This window comes from Staphylococcus sp. OJ82, from assembly GCF_000294465.1.
Classification (GTDB): domain Bacteria; phylum Bacillota; class Bacilli; order Staphylococcales; family Staphylococcaceae; genus Staphylococcus; species Staphylococcus equorum.
Genome location: NZ_ALPU01000011.1, coordinates 248,408 through 267,966, shown reverse-complemented (window position 1 = coordinate 267,966; position 19,559 = coordinate 248,408). Strand labels below are relative to the sequence as shown.

The window sequence follows — 19,559 nt, the reverse complement described above, 5'->3', positions numbered from 1 at the left end:
ATTTAGTTTATTATAACTAAATAAAAATAGAAAGTAAACAAAAACATGTTTAAGCGTTACGTTAATGATTTCTATTATTAATTCAATTCTTTAAATACCAATACACTAATCAAAATTTATTTTTCTGTTTTTCAATTTACCATAATATGATAAAAAGGGTAAATAATCTTATCATATTTTAAAATGATAACTTTTTATAACGTGTACGTCTAATTTTTAGACAGCACAGTATCGGCATTTCTAGCTATGACATCTCCTTGATTTAATCCTTCAAGAATTAGTACATCTTTGTTAGTACCCGAATTTTGTGTTTTAATAACTCGTTTTATAAATTTTTTATTTCTTTGTATGAAAACAAATTGCTTATCATATATTGCTGTTTTGGGAACTTCAATAATGTGGTTAGGTATTTCTACTGTGAAATGTTTACCAAAAACAGCGGCAGAATTTGAATTTAGCTCAACTAAATATTTGGAATTTTTAGTTGATATGTCTATGTTTATTGGGAAATTAGAAATATAATTCACTTCACCGTCAAATGTTTGCTGATTATTGTCTTTAATAGAAACTTTGTCTTTTAAATGAAGCTTATCAATTATCACTTCATCAACTTCAGCTTTGATTACTGTAGTAGAATCATAGATTTGCATAACAGGAGATTTAGTTTGATTAGACCATGATTGATTAATATGAACGATGCCAGACGCTGGAGCATAAACTGTGATACGAAGTTGTTCTTGGAGTTGTGCGATTTGATTTTGTAGACGTAATATTTCTGAATGTACCGGGGTAGTGGAGGATTTATTGTTTTGCTTTAATTGTGAAAGGTATTTTTGCTTGCTACTAATTTGATGTTCAATACGTGGATTATAATATTCAAATAGAGGCTGGTTTTTTTCTATTTTGTCATGTGACTTAACGAACCAATCATTAATATAGCCTTTATGGGGCTCATAATGTACTGGAAATCGTTGAGCAGGCTCTTGCCTTCCTATAAAGGTATAGGGTTTATTATAGGTTATTTTCAAAGTGTCAATATGATGCTCTGGTTTACTCGTGGTTATTTTAATTTTGAAATAGTAAAAACTTAGGGCGCCGATACTACAAAGTATTATCAACACAGTAAATAAAATAATGATTTTCTTCAATGATGTCACCTCTTGATGTCTTGATGATTTGATTATACAGCGAAAAACAAAGGATTTGTTATAAAAAAAGAAGTCATTTACTAAATGTTAAAAGTAAATGACTCGAGTGAACAATTTTTAAAATAATCTCAATAAAATAATGCCAATCATTATAGCAATAAGACCGAAAACTTTTCTCTTAGTAATTTTATTTTTGTAAGTGCCCAGCAAGCCGAAATGATCTATAATAACACCCATTAACATTTGACCTAGCATAACAATAATTGTAGTCAATGCAGCGCCCAAGTGAGGCATTAAAATAATGTTTGTAGTCACAAAAATCACACCAAGGATACCACCGATAAAGTAAATAGGTTTAAGACGACCTTCTCTAGGTGTGAAAGTAGCAAGTTTAAGACTTCTATTGAAAATTAAAGTCAAAATAAATAATACAATTGTACCTACTGTAAATGATATCAGTGAAGCCATTACTGAGGAATTTATTTGTTGACCCAATGCGCTATTAATAGCAGTTTGAATAGGTGGACAGAAGCCAAATATAAATCCAATAAACAACCAAATATAAATTGAACTATTTTTATTTTTGTCTTTAGGGTTTCTGCGAACATAATTCATCAGAATGATACCGAAAATTAAAAATATAATACCCAGTACTTTAAATGCTGTGAAGGCTTCTTTATCAGCTCCAAACCAGCCAAATGTGTCGATTGTCACACCCATAATGATTTGACCAGCTACAGTGAGCACTACAGTAAGAGATGCACCTAAACGGGGTAAAAGGAGTAAGTTCCCAGTTAGGAAAATGACGCCAAGCATACCGCCGACAAACCATATGTAACTAAAAGATTGGTTACTGTAAAATTGTGCTGTAAAAACATGAGGATTAGTTATAAGATTGAGTATGATTAAAAAGATTGTACCTGTTGCAAATGAGATTGTTGACGCATAGAATGAAGATTTTGTATAAAGGCTTAGTCTAGAATTAATTGAAGTTTGGAACGGAACAACCATACCTGCGATAATCCCAATAATATATAAAAGGAACATTAAATCACGCTTTCTAATAGGATAATTACATTATATAGGAAAGGTTATGCTTTTCCTATGTTTAAATTATTTAAAAGAAAATAGCTTTTTAGTTTATTATGATGTACACAACACACAAAATATAATAGAATACGTATGTTAATGGTTTTTGGGAAATAAGATTAACAACTATGAAGTAATAATAACTTTATAATAATAAAAGCTTTTGAAGAAGTGAGTGACTAATTATATTGAAACAGCTTTCCATAATTCGACTAACAGATGAGGAAACTTTTTTTGTTGGGGCAGGAAGTAATGATGGCATTAAGAAAAATCAATTTATAGAAGTGTTGAATCCAAGAAGATCTTATAAAAATTTAGCTCAAATTGTTGAAGTGTATGATAAATATGCAATATGCAAGAAGTTAGGTAAGAAAAAGATATTTTTTGGTGATACGGTTAGATTAAGACCCTATAGAGATTAATGGTATAAATCAATAATAGTGAGATTAATTGGTGAGCTGTTTAAAACGTCAATTATTCTGTGTAAAAAGAAGGCCTGAAACAATTGGCACTGAACCCTTAAAATGGGAACTTAATAAAAACACTATTTTCTAGGATGCTAATTTCCTGAACTCTATAGGAGATAAGTAGCCTAGTTTTTGTTGAATTCTTACTTTATTATAGTTTTCAATGTAATTTTCGACAATATCTATTACAATGTTATTAGAGCTCTTGAGCTCTTTATTTAAGTAGAATGTTTCACACTTTAGCGAGGAATGGAAACATTCAATTGGGGCATTATCAGCTGGCGTTCCCTTACGGGACATGCTTCTGGTAATGCTTTTTTCTTCGCATAATTTATAATATTCATACGATGTGTAAACACTTCCTTGATCGCTATGAAGTATACAACTATCTGGAATTTCTAATTGGTTCAAAGTCTCGTTCACTAAATTTTGATTCTGGTGATTATCTATAGTATAAGCAACTATTTCCCCGTTATAGACATCCATAATTGACGATAGATACAACATTGTATTACCGAAAGGTAAATAAGTAATATCTGTTACAAGTACTTCTAATGGACGATTTGCATTAAAATTCCTCTGTAACAAATTGCCTGTTTTATAGAATGGATTACCTGGTTTTTTAGATTTTTTAGGTTTAACCCTACAATTCAATTCGTTTTCTTGCATAAGCCTTTGCACTTTCTTGTGATTAATTTTTTCCTTACTAAATTTATTTAATTCAGCAGTCACTTTTCTATAACCATAGGTATATTTGTGCTTATGACAAATCGATTTAATTGCTTCTAATTCCGAATTTGTTTCATGTTTTTTACATTTCCAGCGATAATAGGTAGATTTGGGTATGTTAAATACCTCTAATATCATTTTAACTGTATATTTTGATTCTAATGCTTCAACCACTTGTATTATTATTTTGGGCGACACTCCCTTTCCAATTCCTTGTACTTTTTTAAAATTTCTAATTCTGCGTTTTTTCTTTTATTCTCCAATTTTAATTGTTCAATTTCTGAAAGTTCTTCTAATCCCTTTCCGTAGGAATATTGTTTTCCAACTTGTTGATGAAATCTATAATGTTCACCATTTTGGTACCATTTCCACCAAGTTTTCACTTGTGATCTATTTCTAATGTTTAATGTATTCATAATTTCTTTTGCACTATATCCCTCAATTTTCATTTCAATAGCTTTATTTTTGGTTTCTAGTGAATAAGTAACTCTTTTCATAGAAAAACACCTCCGTATAAATTCATTTTAGTATGAATTCAACGAAAGTGTTTTTATTTTATTCCCACAATTGGGGGTCAGTTCAAATTGTTTCAAGCCTTTTTTTAGTTAATCACCTAAGTAAATATATTTATAATAGAATTAACTAATTTTCAAATAGAACATTGGTTGTCTTATCTATAATATGCGCAGAATGAACTTTTGTAGGGATGCCTGTTTTTGGTCTCAAAATATCAAGCGTGATTAATTTATTCATTCCTTCCTTAACCGTACCTTCGTTTACCGAATGTTCGATCTTAGGTATTTGCAATTTGATTGTTTTATTCACAGCATCATTGAAAATAAGTTCTAATGTTTGGGACATCATTTCTTTCTCCTCCTTAATTAATTGTTTCAGTTTTAATAACTTCGATAGTGTCAAAGTGCTCACCAGTAATTTGCTCAATAATAGACTTGAAGCTTTTTATTTGTTCTGGCGTTGCTTCGGTATTTAAATTTGCGAAATGACGCTTGAACTTTGAAGCTTTTCCATCTTGATCATACAAAACGCGAGTTAATGTGACTCCAAGCTGTTTGATTTGATTCATTTGCTTAACCTCCTTTCACTATATATATCGAATAAACATCCTAAAATGGTCAAAATTTTTTTGGGAAATTCGGTTTAAATACTTCCATGTGACATAAATATCATATATCATTAAATAAGAAACATTCAATTTGTTAAGAGGTGAATATATGAATCAAGTGGACCCTATAAGGGATATAAAAGAGATAAAGTCTATGTATGAAGTATTAAGTAATAAGTCGAAACGAGATTATTTATTATTCAAGTTTGCAATACATACTGGTGTTAAACTTTCCGAACTACTAAATCTTTGTGTGTCAGACGTCAAAGACGAACACGATGATATTAAGCAGTATTGGCTAGAGGACCATGCTCCCAATATTCATATTAGATTACCCGACACGTTGAGGAATGAATTAATGATCTTTATTACAGAAGAAGATCTGAAAAATGATGAGCTATTGTTTCGATCAAATAGAACTTTAAAAGGTCTATCAAGACAACAAGCATATCGTATTATCCATGCTGCAGCTGAAGAGTTAGGCATGTTACATATTGGTTTGACGACGTTAAGAAAGACATTTGCTTATCATGCTTATCAATCTGGTATATCTATTTCTATTATTCAAAAATATTTAGGTCATCAAACAACTTTTGAAACGATGAAATTCATAGGTATTTCTGCAAAGACTACTAAAACAACAATAGCTTTAAATTTATAAAATATAATTAAAGGAGGGATATGATGAGCTTAATATATTTACTGGGTGCCTTGATTATAATCATGGTAGCGGTATTGTGCACACTAATAAATCCTAAATTCCAGCGATTTGCAGGTCAAATTGCTTTAATTGCACCGATTATTTCTTCGATTTACTTTTTATGGCAAATACCTCAAGTGATGGCAGGACATTTTGTAACGGTTAAGATATCGTGGCTAACACTCTTAGATATCAATATTGATTTTAGATTAGATGGATTGAGTTTATTCTTCAGTTTATTAATTTCACTCATTGGTTTAGCCGTATTTTACTACGCAACTCAATATTTATCTAAAGAACATGACAATTTACCACGTTTTTATGTATATTTATTACTTTTTATGCTCAGTATGTTAGGTATCGTTACTGCTAACAATACGATTCTTATGTATGTGTTTTGGGAGTTAACAAGTGTATCTTCGTTCTTGCTTATTGCCTATTGGTACAATAAAGGTGATAGTCAATTTGGGGCCATACAATCATTTATGATTACAGTCTTTGGTGGTTTGGCATTATTAGCAGGTTTCATTATGATTTATACTGTAACAGGAACCAATTCAATAACTTCAATTATTGAACAGAGTGATAAAATTGCCCAAAGTGACTTGTTTATACCTATTATTATTCTCATTTTAATAGGGGCATTTACAAAGTCAGCTCAATTTCCATTTCACATTTGGTTACCGAAAGCGATGGCTGCTCCAACACCAGTAAGTGCGTATCTACATTCGGCAACAATGGTTAAAGCAGGTATATTCTTGCTATTTAGATTCACACCTGTTTTAGGTTTAAGTGATTTCTATATTTATTGTGTGACATTCGTTGGTTTAATCACAATGATTTTTGGTGCAATCAATGCGATACGTCAAGTCGATATGAAAGCAATATTAGCTTATTCTACAATTAGTCAACTAGGTATGATTGTATCAATGGTAGGACTAGGTGGAGGATTTGCTCAACATCCGACAGGTGACCTTTCTAAAATTTATGGTTTAATACTGTTCGCAGCTTTATTCCATTTAATGAATCACGCTTTGTTTAAAGGTGCGCTGTTTATGGGTGTAGGTATTATTGACCATGAGACAGGTACAAGAGATATTCGTCGCTTATCAGGTTTAAGAAAAGTGTTTCCCATTACACATATAATAATGTTACTTTCTGCTTTATCGATGGCAGGTATTCCATTTTTAAATGGCTTCTTGAGTAAGGAAATGTTCTTTGACGGACTTGTGAGCGCACACCAATTACCCCAATTCAATATATTCCTTACGGTAATTATTGCGGTGATAGGCGTTGTAGCAAGTATATTTACTTTGATTTATGCAGTTTACATGATTAAGGAAGTTTTCTGGGGAGACTATCAGAAAGCAGATTTACCGATAAAAAATCCGCATGAACCATTCATGTTCACACTACCTTCTGCAATTATGATGATTTTGTTACCGATTATATTCTTTGTTCCAAATATATTTGGACATCATATTATTTTACCGGCATTACGAAGTATCACAATTGGAGAAAATGTAGATAAAATAGCGCCACATGTATCACAGTGGCACGGATTTAATTTACCGTTGATTTTAAGTTTGATTGTAATGATTGTTGGCTTCACAGCAGTATTTAAAATCGATTGGAAAAAATATGCTAATAAGATTAAAGTAACATCAATTACAGATCTATATTTAGGGTCATATAAACAATTTGAACATTATTCAGGATATGGAATCCGTAGCTTAATGAATAACCGTTTAAATCATTACATCACATTAACTTTACTTATTTTTATAATGGTTGTGGTATATGGAGTTATTCAAACAGGATTTCCAAAAGTGCAACAAATTCATGTGAGTGAATTTGGCCCGTTAGAAGTGATCACATTAATTGTTGTATTTGTACTAGGTATTGCTTTAACATTTATACGTCAACGTTTAACAATGGTTATTTTAAATGGAATTATCGGTTATTGTGTAACGATATTCTTTATATTAATGAAAGCACCAGATTTAGCATTAACACAATTAGTTGTCGAAACGATTACAACAATATTATTTATTGTTAGTTTCTCAAGACTACCCAACGTACCGCGTACAAAAGTTCACAAAAAACGTGAAGCGGTCAAAATTATTGTATCGCTATTGATGGCAGTGATTGTAGTCATGCTTGTATTTATTGCACAACAAAGTGACTCGATGCCTACAATTTCGACATTTTACCATGATGCATATGAGTTGTCAGGCGGCAAAAACATTGTAAATTCCATTCTTGGTGACTTCCGTGCACTAGATACTTTATTTGAAGGTATGGTGCTCATCATTGCTGGTTTAGGAATTTATACATTACTTAACTTTAAAGAACGGAGGGGTCAAGATGAAAGAGAATGATGTTGTATTACGAACGGTAACCAAGATTGTCGTTTTTATATTGTTAACTTTTGGATTTTATCTGTTTTTGGCAGGTCATAATAATCCAGGTGGCGGCTTTATTGGTGGTCTTGTATTTAGCTCAGCATTTATTTTAATGTTCTTGGCCTTCGATGTTAAACAAGTGTTGGTCGCTTTGCCTTTAGATTTTAGAATATTAATGATCATAGGTTCATTAGTTTCTTTTGCTACTGCAGTTGTACCTATGTTTTTTGGTAAACCGTTCCTTTACCAAACTGACGCATATGTACAATTACCTTTGTTAGGTGAAGTCCATTTAACGACCGTAACGTTATTTGAAGCAGGTATTGTATTATCTGTTGTAGGTGTTGTCGTAACGGTTATGTTATCTATAAGTGGTGGTCGATCATGAATCTTATATTATTAATGGTTATTGGCTTCTTAATATTTATCGGAACGTATATGATATTATCAGTCAATTTAATAAGAATCGTTATAGGTATATCTATTTACACACATGCAGGCAATTTAATTATTATGAGTATGGGTCAATATGGCAAGAATATGGTTGAACCTTTGATAGGAGAAGGCAGTAAAAACTTTGTTGATCCTTTATTACAGGCAATTGTGTTAACGGCGATTGTAATTGGCTTTGCAATGACAGCTTTTCTATTAGTACTTGTATATAGAACGTATCGTGTAACAAAAGAAGATGAAATTGATGTATTGAGAGGTGATGACGACGATGCTAATGAGTAATTTATTAATACTACCGTTACTTCTCCCAGCAGTTTGTGCATTAGCCCTTGTCTTCATCCGTACTAACAGCAGATTGTCTCGAGTTTTTTCAATTGGAACGATGGCTGTTACAACAGTTATTTCATTGTACTTATTAATTCACGTAATGTATAACAAACCTATTGCCTTAGATTTTGGAGGATGGGAAGCACCTTTTGGTATTCAATTTGTTGGTGATTCATTAAGTTTATTGATGGTTACTACATCCAGCTTCGTTGTTACGTTAATTATGGCTTATGGTTTTGGTAGAACAGAGAAAAGAGCAATACGCTATTATCTACCAAGTTTCATCTTATTCTTAACTGTAGGTGTTATAGGTTCATTTTTAACAGCTGACTTATTCAATATATATGTCATGTTTGAAGTTATGTTATTGGCATCCTTCGTACTTATCACATTAGGACAATCAATTGAGCAATTACGTGCGGCAATTATTTATGTGGTACTTAATATACTTGGATCATGGTTGTTACTTCTAGGTATTGGGTTGCTTTATAAAATGACAGGTACGTTAAACTTTGCTCTTGTAGCACAGCGATTGAATGAGATGAATGACAAAAGTGCTATAACGATTGTGTCTATGGTCTTTTTAATTGCCTTTGGTGCTAAAGCAGCATTAGTGCTCTTTATGTGGTTACCTAAAGCCTATGCAGTTTTAAATACAGAACTTGCAGCACTGTTTGCAGCATTAATGACTAAAGTAGGGGCTTACGCATTAATCCGGTTCTTTACATTGATTTTTGATGGTCATGAAGGCATTACGCATCCACTACTGGTATTTTTAGCTTGTATTACAATGCTGATTGGAGCATTTGGCGTACTTGCTTATCGTGATATTAAAAAGATTGCAGCATATCAAGTTATACTTTCAATTGGATTTATCATATTAGGATTAGGATCAAATACCTATGCTGGCGTCAATGGCGCTATTTTCTATTTAGCTAATGACATTGTCGTTAAGACATTGCTATTCTTTATTATTGGTAGTTTAGTCTATATTACTGGATACAGACAATATAGAAATTTAAATGGTCTAGCCAAACAAGAACCATTCTTTGGTGTGGCTTTTGTAGTTATGATCTTAGCTATCGGAGGCGTACCACCATTTAGTGGTTTCCCTGGTAAAGTATTCATTTTTAAAGGTGCTATAGAAAATGGTAATTATATTGGCTTAGCTTTAATGATAATTACAAGTTTAATTGCAATGTTTAGCTTGTTCAGAATCTTCTTTACGATGTATCTGGGTAATGAGAAGAAAGCTGTAGAAACAGAATTTAAAAAGATACCTACGTATCGTAAAAGTCTCATTGGGATATTGACAGCAGTGATACTCGCTATGGGACTTGCAGCGCCATTGATTTTCAAAGTGACAGATAATGCGACACACTTAAATATGGATGATGGACTATATGAAAAAATGGTTAACCCTCATTTAGTGAAGGAGGATAAATAATGCAACAAGTCTTGCTTAACATTGTCATTGCTTTTTTATGGGTACTTTTTCAAGATGAAGAATCTTTTAAAGCATCAACGTTCTCCTCAGGTTATCTTATTGGCTTATTAGTTATCTATATTTTACACCGCTTTTTTGGACAGCAATTTTATCTGAAAAAAGTTTGGGTAACGATTAAATTTTTAGCTGTTTATCTATATCAACTAGTCACGTCTAGTATGACAACAATTAATTATATTTTATTTAAAACTAAAGATTTAAATCCGGGCTTGGTAACTTATGAAACAACGTTAAGTAGTGATTGGGAAGTTAGCTTTTTAACAATTTTGATTATTATAACGCCTGGTTCAACAGTAATTAGAATCTCAAAAGAAAAACAAAAGTTCTTTATACACGCAATTGATGTGTCAGACAAAGAAAAACAAAAATTGCTAAAAAGTATTAGACAATATGAAGGACTCATATTGGAGGTGGCAGAATGATAGAATCCCTTATTGATTTTTTCATTACAAGTGCACTGATTTTGTTTGGAATTGCATTATTATTAACTTTATTTAGATTGATTAAAGGACCAACAACTGCTGATAGGGTAGTTGCTTTTGATACCGCAAGTGCCATACTTATGTCTATGGTAGGTATGCTAAGTATTGTCTTTGGTACATTCTCGTTCCTTGATTCAATTCTATTAATCGCTATTATTTCATTTGTAAGCAGCGTTTCCATTTCTAGATTTATAGAAGGGGGGCACGTCTTCAATGCAAATAACAAGCGAAATCGTTAATTTAATCGCAGCATTTATGATGTTTTTAGGAAGTATTATCGCATTAATAAGTGCAATAGGTTTAATTAAATTTCAAGATGTATTTTTACGAAGTCACGCATCGACTAAAAGTTCTACACTTTCAGTATTACTGACACTTGTAGGCGTTATTATCTATTTTATTTCTTCACAAGGTTATTTAAGTGTGCGACTTATTTTGGCATTGGTGTTTATTAATTTAACGTCGCCAGTCGGAGGACACTTAATATCACGTGCCGCTTATCGTACAGGGGCATACATGTATCGTAAAAGTGACGCGCCAAGACAAACAAATATATTGTTGAGTTCTAAGGAAAATAATACATTTGATATGTTGAAAAAACGTGCAGAAGATCGTGAAGAACGTAGACGTAAAACATATGAAAAAGAACACGATTACTAATATATAAATTCTAAAAAATGATGAAGTTGGGACATAAGTATATGTCGCAGCCTCATCATTTTTTTAGTTGTCTCGAACGCGTATGCATCAGACCTATTTTGTATATGCATTCTATTGTGATTTTTATATTAAATTAGGTAATACTATTTAATTGTGCATTAGACTGTATATGAAAAGTTGTAAAAAAAATTCAACTTCCTAAGTGTAATACGTTTAAGCAAAGGGTAAAAAAATGATAAAATAATATATATTTGTAATTGTGTTAATTTTAAAAATATTAATCAAATAGGTGATAGGGGTTATACTATTTGTTATTAGGTGTAAGAGTTTGAGACACAGTATGTTCATTTAAAAAACGATATTATTTATTGTTTCAACCTCAACAATTATGAAAAAATAATTAAGTTGAAAAGAGGTGAAACCTTGCAAATATTTGAGACGATACTCATTTTTTTAGCACTAGTAATCGTTAGCTCACTTGTACACATTTTTATACCGAAAGTGCCTTTAGCTTTTATTCAAATTATACTCGGTATGTTGGTGTATGTGATTCCTGTACCTGTTGAACTTCATTTCGATTCAGAACTGTTTATGGTTGCATTAATTGCACCATTACTTTTTGTAGAAGGGGTTAAGGTTTCGCGTGTCCACTTAAGGCGTTATATTAAACCGGTACTAATGATGGCATTAGGTTTAGTCATTACTACTGTAATTGTAGTAGGGCTTTTTGTTCATTGGATTTGGCCGGAATTACCAATGGCTGCAGCTTTTGCGCTTGCTGCGATATTATGCCCTACAGATGCTGTTGCAGTTCAAGCTATTACAAATGGGAAAGTGTTACCAAAAGGATCTATGACAATTTTAGAGGGTGAGTCACTTTTAAATGATGCTGCGGGTATCATATCTTTTAAAATTGCTGTAGCAGCACTTGTTACAGGTGCGTTTTCAGTGACGCATGCTGTTGAACAATTTCTTGTTTCTTCAATAGGCGGTTTTATTGTTGGGCTTCTTATTGGGGTAGCTTTAGTAAGATTTAGAGTAACGTTATCTAGACGTGGTATTGAAAATATTAATATGTTCACTTTTATACAGCTTGTTACACCTTTTGTGACATATATAGTGGCAGAAATGTTTCATGCATCAGGTATCATTGCTGCTGTAGTGGCAGGTTTAGTACATGGTTTTGAGCGTGACCGTATTGCTCAAGCACGTACGAGATTGCAAATGAGTTATAACCACACCTGGAATATATTAGGTTATGCATTAAATGGTTTTGTATTTTCTATTTTAGGATACTTAATACCTGAAGTAGTAGGAAGAATTATAGAAAATGAACCTCATAATTTAATTTTCTTAATTGTCGTTACTTGCTTAATTGCACTTGCGATATATTTATTTAGATTTTTATGGGTATTCATATTATATCCTTACTTTTACTTACCAGTCAGTCCATTCCAAAAAATGATTTCTTATAATGAAGATAATCAGAAACCGACAGAAGCACCTCCAAAACGTGGCATGTATGCGTTTGTCATGACGGTGTGCGGCGTTCATGGCACAATTTCGTTAGCAATTGCCTTAACTCTACCGTATGTGTTAGCAGATCATCATTCTTTTGTTTTTAGAGATGATTTACTTTTTATAGCATCTGGAATGGTGATTATTAGTTTGATTGTTGCGCAATTTGTCTTACCATTAGTTACACCAAATGCTGAAAAACCGAAACAAAAAGGAATGAGTTTCAAGCAGGCACGTGTTTTAATATTAGAAAAAGTCATTGATAATTTAAATCAAATGTCATCTGTGGAATCTAGTTTTCAATATGGTAATGTAATCAAGGATTATCATGAGAAATTAGCATTTTTAAAAACTGTGGAAAACGAAGATGAAAATACGAAGGAACTTCAAAGACTACAAAATATTGCATTTGCGGTTGAAAATAATACATTAAAAGGTTTAGTAGAGAATGGTGATATTACTACTAATGTTCTAGAAAACTATATGCGTTATTCTGAACGTACGCAAGTCTATAAGCAAGCTTCGTTACTTCAACGTATAAAAGTTGAACTTAGAGCAATGATTTTAAAACGTAGAATTAAACGTAAAGTTAAGACCAATGCAGCTACTTCATTATCCATCATTGACAACTTGCGAGAAATCTCTAATGTTATGCGTACAGTACATTATCGCGTCGTAAGTCGTTTAGCTAAAGAAACAACTGAAGATAATAAATTAGAAGTAGGTATGATCTGTGATAGTTATCTTATACGTATAGATAACTTAACGCCGTCTAATTTCTTTAATGCAAAAAGCGAGGATTCAATAACAAAAATTAAATTAACGGCGCTTAAAGAACAACGCCGTGTATTGAATCAAATGGTTGAAGATGAAGAGGTAAGCGAAGTTACTGCTTTAAAAATACGTGAAGCAATAAATTATGATGAAATGATTATTGTAGATAGTTTAACGGATTAATGAATGATTCTTAAATAGCATGAGGGAGTGGGACAGAAATCTAATTTTTCTAACAAGATTTCGTCGTATGAGCGAACCCAGCAAAGCTAACTAGAAAATGGAATACAAGAGCTTAATATAACCGCATTTTCAGTTCAGTCAGCCACCGCTAATATAATAATTGAGGCTGAGACATGTATTTTGTCTCAGCCTCTCAGAGTGTCGACAAAGTCTCCGACTTTGTTGGCACTTTTTTTGTACGCTTTCCACGGGCACAGCCTCAGCCTGTATTCTTCGACTCAAATTACTGACATTTTTTAAACAGTAATAATATATTTAAATTAAATAATGGAAGATTATCAATAGACCCTGTAATACTAATGTAGATATTACTTATTCAAAGGTTATTTAGAATAACATCAATGAGTTAAACGATTGAGTAATACATTCTTAAAGGCGAATGTATAAGCGAAACTAATTTCCTTGTAGGAGAGAAGGAACGCCTGAGCTGTTGTAGTGGATCACATATGCTAAAGCATATGCGTAAGACTTACTAATCGCAATGAATTGGAAAGTAAGTCTTTATGCATAAAAACACCTAAACACTAAAGTGAATTTTTAAGAAGAATACTTGTGCTATGGCGCATTCATAAGAGGCACTATCTTAACAGGGAGATTAAGGAACGCCTGCGTCAAGACGCATGCATAAGCGAAACTAACTTCCTTTTAGGAAGAAGTTTCGCTAAAAAAAAGCTCCATCAATGGGGGAGGAATCTACCATTGATGGAGCTAAGGAGATGATTTAAGGCTTGAATACCACCATGCCGTACGTTATAAGGAGGGTAACGAACGACATGGGGCTATTCACCTATAATAGGTTAAATAGCCTATCGACTTATTCCATGCTGCCATGTACTGTTTCGATATTTTCTTTCATCATATTGTAATAAGAATCACCTTTAGATCCTTTTTCACCGATTGAATCAGTAAATACTTCGCCAAAGATGTCTTTTTTCGTTTCTTCGCTTAAACTTTGCATACTCTTCTTATCAACGCTTGTTTCAACAAGTAAATGCTTCAAATTATTATCTTTTACGAATTGAACTGCTTGTTTCATTTGCTCAGGTGTACCTTGCTTTTCAGTATTAATTTCCCAAATATAACCAGGTTTGATGTCATATTGTTTAGAGAAATATTTGAAGGCACCTTCACTTGTGATCATTGCGCGTTGCTCTTTAGGAATATCATTGAATTTATCATGACTTTCTTTATTAAGTTGTTCTAGTTCTCCAAGATACTTTTCGCTTTGAGCTTTGATTTCGTCATTATGTTTTTTATCGTGTTTTAATATTGTATCTTTGATTGTTTCAACATATTTAATACCATTGTCTAAACTTAACCAAGCATGAGGGTCTTGTTTTGATTTGTCACCTTCGCCACCTTCTAAATACAGTGGTTTTACATTTTCAGAAGGTCTTACTACAGAATCATCTTTAGTTGACTTATTGGCTTGACTTAATGCTTTTTCAAACCAGCCATTTCCTGTTTCTAAGTTCAAACCGTTATAAAAAATAATATCTGCATCAGTTAGTGCTTTGATGTCTTTAGGCTTAACTTCATATTCGTGAGGATCTTGGCCAATTGGCACAATACTATGTATTTCAACATTATCACCGGTAGTGTTTTTGACCATATCGTATAATATTGAATTTGTCGTAACAATTTTTAATTTATCATTTGAAGCTGTATCGCTTTTTTCATTGCTCCCATTGCTACATGCACTTAAAAAAAGGATGAAAACGAGTGCAATTGCTATTATTTTTTTCATATAGTTTGTCCTTTCTTATTAAAAATTTGTAATTTACTTAGTATAAAAATAACGATGTAAATCAAGAATGCGCATAATACAATTGTTGCACCACTTGGCAAATTATAAAGATAGCTGAAATAGAGGCCAACAATCGCGCTGATTGTACTAAAAAGACTTGATATAATCATCATTGTATGTAATTTTTTTGCAATTAAAAACGCTGCTGAGGCTGGCGTAATTAATAATGCGACAACTAAAATAATGCCGACAGTTTGAATACTCGCTACAGTTACAAGTGATAGTAATAACATTACAAAATAGTGAGTTATAGTGGTGTTTAGACCACTCATTCGGCTAAATACTGGATCAAATGTTGAGACCATTAACGGTCTGTAGAATAGTATGATTAATATCATAACCAGTACACCGACAACAATTGTTGACCAAAATGTTGATTGAGTTACAGCGAGTAAGTTACCAAATAATATATGGTATAAGTCAGTGGTACTGTTAATCAAACTGATTAAAATAATACCCATCGCTAAAAATGCTGTAAAACTGATACCGATAGCAGCGTCAGGTTTGGTTTTACTATTTTTCGTAATAAAGCCAATGAAGATGCTGGCAATCATACCTGTGATTAATGCCCCAATAAACATAGGGATATTGAATAAGAAAGATAGGGCGACACCAGGTAACACAGCATGACTCATTGCGTCACCCATTAGCGAAAGTCCTCTAAGGACGATGAGACAGCCAACTGTACCACATACAATTCCAACTACGATTGAAATAATTAAGGCATTGCTTAAAAATTTATAATCGAGTAAATGTTGAACGAATTCCATAATAAATTTATCTCCTTTCTGTTGTTTTAAGTCGCTTCAATTTTTGAGTTTGAATTTAAAAATGTACTATTTAAATTCTCTGGTAGCATTGCAGTACTACTGTCACCGAAATAACGAATTGTTTTGTTTAAAAGTATGACACGATCAAAATACTCTTCAGTTTTTGATAAATCGTGATGGACAATTAAAAGTAATTTACCTTCACTTTTCAATTTTTGTAGTTGTGTCATAATGATTTGTTCACTATGGAAATCAATACCGACAAAGGGCTCATCTAACAAATAAAGTGTACTTTCCGTCATTAGCGCACGTGCGACAAGTACACGCTGTAATTGACCACCACTTAATTGTGAAATTTGACGATGACGTAAACTTTCTAATTCCAAGGTTTTCATCAATTGATTTAACCTTTTTTTAGTTTCTGACGTTACCCATTTAATCCAACCAATATCTTTGTATGCGCCTGATATAACAACATGTTCGACATCAATTGGAAAATCTAAGTCAATATGTGCTTTTTGTGGAATATAGGTGATAGATTTTAATGAATTATGTATGTAATCATCGTTTAAGTGGGCGGTCCCAGTAGATTTAAACTCCCCAATAAAAGATTTGAGTAAAGATGATTTCCCAGCACCATTTGGCCCCATTATGCCAATAATCTCGCCTTTTATAGGAATGTTTAAATTAATATCTTCTAAGACATGTTTATTCCCTAAAGTTAGATTTAGGTTTTTAACTCTTAACATATTAGACCTCCTTAATAATATTTTTAGCCTAACCTAATTTATCTTATAATATACCATGAAGATTTAGCGTGTCAAGTCGATTCGTGATACAATGAAGTGAATGAGTTGAGAGGTGAGATAATGCTAACTGAAGAAAAAGAAGACTATTTAAAGGCGATTTTAACGCACAATGGTGATCATTTTTTTGTTTCAAATAAGACACTATCCCAATATTTAAACATCAAACCACCTTCAGTCAGTGAAATGGTTCACCGTTTAGAAAAAACTGGGTATGTTGAAACAAAACCATATAAAGGTGTGCAGCTTTCAGATAAAGGTTTAACATACACGTTGGATATCATTAAACGTCATCGTTTAATTGAATTGTTTTTAATAAAAATATTGAAATATAATTGGGAAGAAGTACATCAAGAAGCAGAAGTTTTAGAGCACAAAGTATCTAATTTGTTTGTAGAACGTTTGGATAAACTATTGGATTATCCAATTACTTGTCCACATGGTGGCGTGATACCACGTGATAGTAAATACAAAGAACTTTATACTACGAATTTACTTTCATTTGAGGCTGACGATAAGGTGACAATTAAACGTGTTCGTGATCGTACTGAATTACTCATATATTTATCGAGCAAAGATATATTAATTGATGAAGAAATTAAAATCATTAATAAAGACGATACAAATAAAGTGATTATTGTTCAAAAAGACGAAAATGTGACAATTTTAAGCTATGATAATGCAGCGCATATTTACGCTGAAATATAAATGATATTTATGGAGTGGGTAGCTTTTAGCATCCACTTTTTTGTTTGAAAAAAATAAAAAAAGCTTGAGGTAGATGTTAGAAACATCATCTCAAGCTCAGTGATTTAAGTAAAAAAGTACCCATGAAATAATTGATAAATTGTGAAGATATTAATCGCTATCCATATCATGCTGTAAATAAAGGTAGGGACATGTGTTAACTCTTTTAAAGTACTACCATCCCAAGATACAGGCTGTTGTGAAAATGTCAGTTTAAAAATAGTGACTGAAGATTGCAAGACTTCGCCTAATAAGACACCCAATATAAAGTGAGATGTAAGGCTCACAATGTAAAACATCATCAATTGATTATCACTTTGGAATAAAAAATAGAGTAGTGCAATAAGTAAAATAACAATGAAGATTGGCAGTATCTTTCTTGAGGTTAGTATTAAAAAATAAATAAATATAACTAAGTATGCACTTATAAATAAACTAGGGTATTGAAATTCAATAGCTGAGAAACCTAAAAATAACATGAGTGGTGGCATGATATAACCACCAAATGTAGTGATAGATTGACCGAAACGACTTTTTGATTGAGTCACAGCGAATCCTTGTTGCGACGTAGCAATACGTTCAGTAGGCGATGCAACAATAACTAAATCTTTGGCTTTCCCACCACTTAATTTATTGAATAAAATGTGTCCAAATTCATGTGTTAATACAGGGATGTAATTTAAATAAATATCCAAAATTCGGTTTATCGGTTTATTGCGATAATTATGAATGATTATATAAAGTAGAGCTATAATCATAACCCAATATAAATTGAGCTGAATAGCTGAACTGAAAAATTCATGTATTTTTGTCATATGATTACCTCGATTTAATATTTCAACAACCTCATATTCATAAAAAAAGTAAGGTTGTCATAGCATAATCTATAGTATAAAGTAATTTAGACAAGAAAGCATTTAGACTTTTGATGTATATTATAAGAATAAAAGTAAGAACAGTTTTAAAATATCTGTAAAACGCGTCATGTGTTAATATTGCAATAATAACTAAATGTTAAATTACATTTGATGTATTTTGAGTTAGGAGATCACCAACAATGACGGAGAGCAACAAATTAAATAAAGTAAATGTCTTATCGGTATATTTTGATAATGTTACTTTAAAGGACATGCGAGAGAATGTTAAACATTTTTTCTTATCCAATAGTCCAGAAAATTTATTTATTGTTACTGCAAACCCAGAAATAGTGGATTACGCTACGGATAATATTAAATATCGTAATTTAATTAATAGCGCGAATTATGTTATTCCAGACGGTACAGGCGTTGTAAAAGCGTCTAAGTTACTTAGAACGCCCTTGAAAGAACGTGTGCCTGGCATTGAACTAATGGAAGAATGTTTAAAAATCGCTAATGCGAATTATCAAAAAGTCTTTTTACTAGGTTCTAATAATGAAGTTGTTATCAAAGCACAACAAAATTTAGCACAAAAGTATCCAAACATTCACTTTGACTTTCATCATGGCTTTTTCGATTTAACAGATGAAATGGTCTTAAGACAAATCACCTCATTTAATCCTGATTATGTTTTTGTGGGGATGGGATATCCTAGACAGGAACACTGGATTGAACGACACATGAATAAATTTACTCAAACAGTATTGATGGGCGTAGGTGGCTCAATAGAAGTGTTTAGTGGCACGAAGAAAAGAGCGCCCGCATTATTTAGACGCTTGAATTTAGAGTGGGTTTACCGTCTGATTATAGACTGGAAACGCTTAGGAAGAATGAAATCAATACCTCGATTTGTTTTTAAAGTAATTAAAGAAACCCGTAAAAAGTAA

At 32.2% G+C, this 19,559-nt stretch carries 21 protein-coding genes; 12 read left to right on the top strand and 9 right to left on the bottom strand.

Annotation, left to right across the window (positions count from 1 at the left end):
- Positions 1-209 precede the first annotated feature (209 nt).
- Both SOJ_RS12185 and SOJ_RS12180 read right to left on the bottom strand, forming a co-directional pair.
- Positions 210-1,157, bottom strand: a complete 948-nt coding sequence (locus SOJ_RS12185; protein WP_230815334.1) for an efflux RND transporter periplasmic adaptor subunit — start codon at positions 1,155-1,157, stop codon at positions 210-212.
- 108 nt (positions 1,158-1,265) lie between these two features.
- Positions 1,266-2,195, bottom strand: a complete 930-nt coding sequence (locus tag SOJ_RS12180) for a DMT family transporter (RefSeq protein WP_002508411.1) — start codon at positions 2,193-2,195, stop codon at positions 1,266-1,268.
- A gap of 230 nt (positions 2,196-2,425) precedes the next feature.
- Between SOJ_RS12180 and SOJ_RS12175 the strand changes: the two genes are divergently transcribed.
- Entirely contained in the window at positions 2,426-2,659 is a 234-nt protein-coding gene (locus tag SOJ_RS12175; RefSeq protein ID WP_002508410.1) for a hypothetical protein, read from the top strand.
- 129 nt (positions 2,660-2,788) lie between these two features.
- Here SOJ_RS12175 and SOJ_RS12170 read toward each other — a convergent pair.
- The 3 genes from SOJ_RS12170 to sroA form a co-directional block, all read right to left on the bottom strand.
- Positions 2,789-3,930 (bottom strand): IS3 family transposase gene (locus SOJ_RS12170; protein ID WP_156789159.1). Its coding sequence is split into 2 segments (ribosomal slippage): positions 2,789-3,660 and positions 3,660-3,930, totalling 1,143 coding nucleotides; the frame shifts between segments, so codons are not numbered across the junction.
- A gap of 145 nt (positions 3,931-4,075) precedes the next feature.
- On the bottom strand, positions 4,076-4,294 hold the full coding sequence (locus SOJ_RS12160; RefSeq protein ID WP_031266061.1) for a DUF2922 domain-containing protein: 219 nt from the start codon (positions 4,292-4,294) through the stop codon (positions 4,076-4,078).
- Between the two features lie 16 nt (positions 4,295-4,310).
- Positions 4,311-4,517 (bottom strand): sigS mRNA-stabilizing protein SroA, encoded by a 207-nt coding sequence (gene sroA, locus SOJ_RS12155; protein ID WP_002508408.1) that lies wholly within the window; start codon positions 4,515-4,517, stop codon positions 4,311-4,313.
- A 148-nt stretch (positions 4,518-4,665) separates the two neighbouring features.
- Here sroA and SOJ_RS12150 point away from each other — a divergent pair, with 148 nt between their 5' ends.
- The 9 genes from SOJ_RS12150 to SOJ_RS12110 all read left to right on the top strand — a co-directional run bounded on the left by SOJ_RS12150 (position 4,666) and on the right by SOJ_RS12110 (position 13,565).
- Positions 4,666-5,217 carry a tyrosine-type recombinase/integrase gene (locus SOJ_RS12150; RefSeq protein WP_037539612.1) on the top strand — a complete coding sequence of 184 codons (552 nt, stop codon included), beginning with the start codon at positions 4,666-4,668 and terminating at the stop codon, positions 5,215-5,217.
- A gap of 23 nt (positions 5,218-5,240) precedes the next feature.
- Positions 5,241-7,637 (top strand): DUF4040 family protein, encoded by a 2,397-nt coding sequence (locus SOJ_RS12145; RefSeq protein WP_002508406.1) that lies wholly within the window; start codon positions 5,241-5,243, stop codon positions 7,635-7,637.
- Complete coding sequence (gene mnhB2 / locus SOJ_RS12140) at positions 7,624-8,049, top strand: Na+/H+ antiporter Mnh2 subunit B (RefSeq protein WP_002508405.1); 426 nt, start codon at positions 7,624-7,626, stop codon at positions 8,047-8,049. Before SOJ_RS12145 ends, mnhB2 begins: the two co-directional genes overlap by 14 nt.
- Positions 8,046-8,396, top strand: a complete 351-nt coding sequence (gene mnhC2, locus SOJ_RS12135) for a Na+/H+ antiporter Mnh2 subunit C (RefSeq protein ID WP_002508404.1) — start codon at positions 8,046-8,048, stop codon at positions 8,394-8,396. The genes mnhB2 and mnhC2 overlap by 4 nt, the downstream gene beginning before the upstream one ends.
- Entirely contained in the window at positions 8,383-9,888 is a 1,506-nt protein-coding gene (gene mnhD2, locus SOJ_RS12130; protein WP_037539610.1) for a Na+/H+ antiporter Mnh2 subunit D, read from the top strand. The genes mnhC2 and mnhD2 overlap by 14 nt, the downstream gene beginning before the upstream one ends.
- On the top strand, positions 9,888-10,370 hold the full coding sequence (gene mnhE2, locus SOJ_RS12125; protein WP_002508402.1) for a Na+/H+ antiporter Mnh2 subunit E: 483 nt from the start codon (positions 9,888-9,890) through the stop codon (positions 10,368-10,370). The genes mnhD2 and mnhE2 overlap by 1 nt, the downstream gene beginning before the upstream one ends.
- The gene (mnhF2, locus tag SOJ_RS12120; RefSeq protein WP_002508401.1) at positions 10,367-10,669 is read left to right on the top strand and encodes a Na+/H+ antiporter Mnh2 subunit F; all 303 of its coding nucleotides are present in this window, start codon (positions 10,367-10,369) and stop codon (positions 10,667-10,669) included. The genes mnhE2 and mnhF2 overlap by 4 nt, the downstream gene beginning before the upstream one ends.
- Positions 10,644-11,090, top strand: a complete 447-nt coding sequence (locus SOJ_RS12115; RefSeq protein WP_002508400.1) for a Na+/H+ antiporter subunit G — start codon at positions 10,644-10,646, stop codon at positions 11,088-11,090. Before mnhF2 ends, SOJ_RS12115 begins: the two co-directional genes overlap by 26 nt.
- Before the next feature lie 423 nt (positions 11,091-11,513).
- Positions 11,514-13,565, top strand: a complete 2,052-nt coding sequence (locus SOJ_RS12110) for a cation:proton antiporter (protein ID WP_002508399.1) — start codon at positions 11,514-11,516, stop codon at positions 13,563-13,565.
- An 874-nt stretch (positions 13,566-14,439) separates the two neighbouring features.
- Here SOJ_RS12110 and mntC read toward each other — a convergent pair.
- From mntC to SOJ_RS12095, 3 genes are read right to left on the bottom strand one after another with little or no spacing between them, the layout of a single operon-like run.
- The gene (gene mntC / locus SOJ_RS12105) at positions 14,440-15,372 is read right to left on the bottom strand and encodes a manganese ABC transporter substrate-binding lipoprotein MntC (protein WP_002508398.1); all 933 of its coding nucleotides are present in this window, start codon (positions 15,370-15,372) and stop codon (positions 14,440-14,442) included.
- A complete protein-coding gene (locus SOJ_RS12100; protein WP_107510615.1) occupies positions 15,369-16,205 on the bottom strand; it encodes a metal ABC transporter permease in 837 nt (278 codons plus the stop codon). Before SOJ_RS12100 ends, mntC begins: the two co-directional genes overlap by 4 nt.
- Positions 16,206-16,228: 23 nt before the next feature.
- Positions 16,229-16,951 carry a metal ABC transporter ATP-binding protein gene (locus SOJ_RS12095; RefSeq protein ID WP_002508396.1) on the bottom strand — a complete coding sequence of 241 codons (723 nt, stop codon included), beginning with the start codon at positions 16,949-16,951 and terminating at the stop codon, positions 16,229-16,231.
- A 120-nt stretch (positions 16,952-17,071) separates the two neighbouring features.
- Between SOJ_RS12095 and SOJ_RS12090 the strand changes: the two genes are divergently transcribed.
- Positions 17,072-17,716, top strand: a complete 645-nt coding sequence (locus SOJ_RS12090) for a metal-dependent transcriptional regulator (RefSeq protein WP_002508395.1) — start codon at positions 17,072-17,074, stop codon at positions 17,714-17,716.
- A 104-nt stretch (positions 17,717-17,820) separates the two neighbouring features.
- On the opposite strand, the gene SOJ_RS12085 is transcribed toward SOJ_RS12090, so the two are convergent.
- The gene (locus tag SOJ_RS12085) at positions 17,821-18,570 is read right to left on the bottom strand and encodes a M50 family metallopeptidase (protein WP_002508394.1); all 750 of its coding nucleotides are present in this window, start codon (positions 18,568-18,570) and stop codon (positions 17,821-17,823) included.
- Between the two features lie 242 nt (positions 18,571-18,812).
- On the opposite strand from SOJ_RS12085, the gene tarA reads away from it, so the two are divergent.
- Positions 18,813-19,559, top strand: a complete 747-nt coding sequence (tarA, locus tag SOJ_RS12080; protein ID WP_002508393.1) for an N-acetylglucosaminyldiphosphoundecaprenol N-acetyl-beta-D-mannosaminyltransferase TarA — start codon at positions 18,813-18,815, stop codon at positions 19,557-19,559.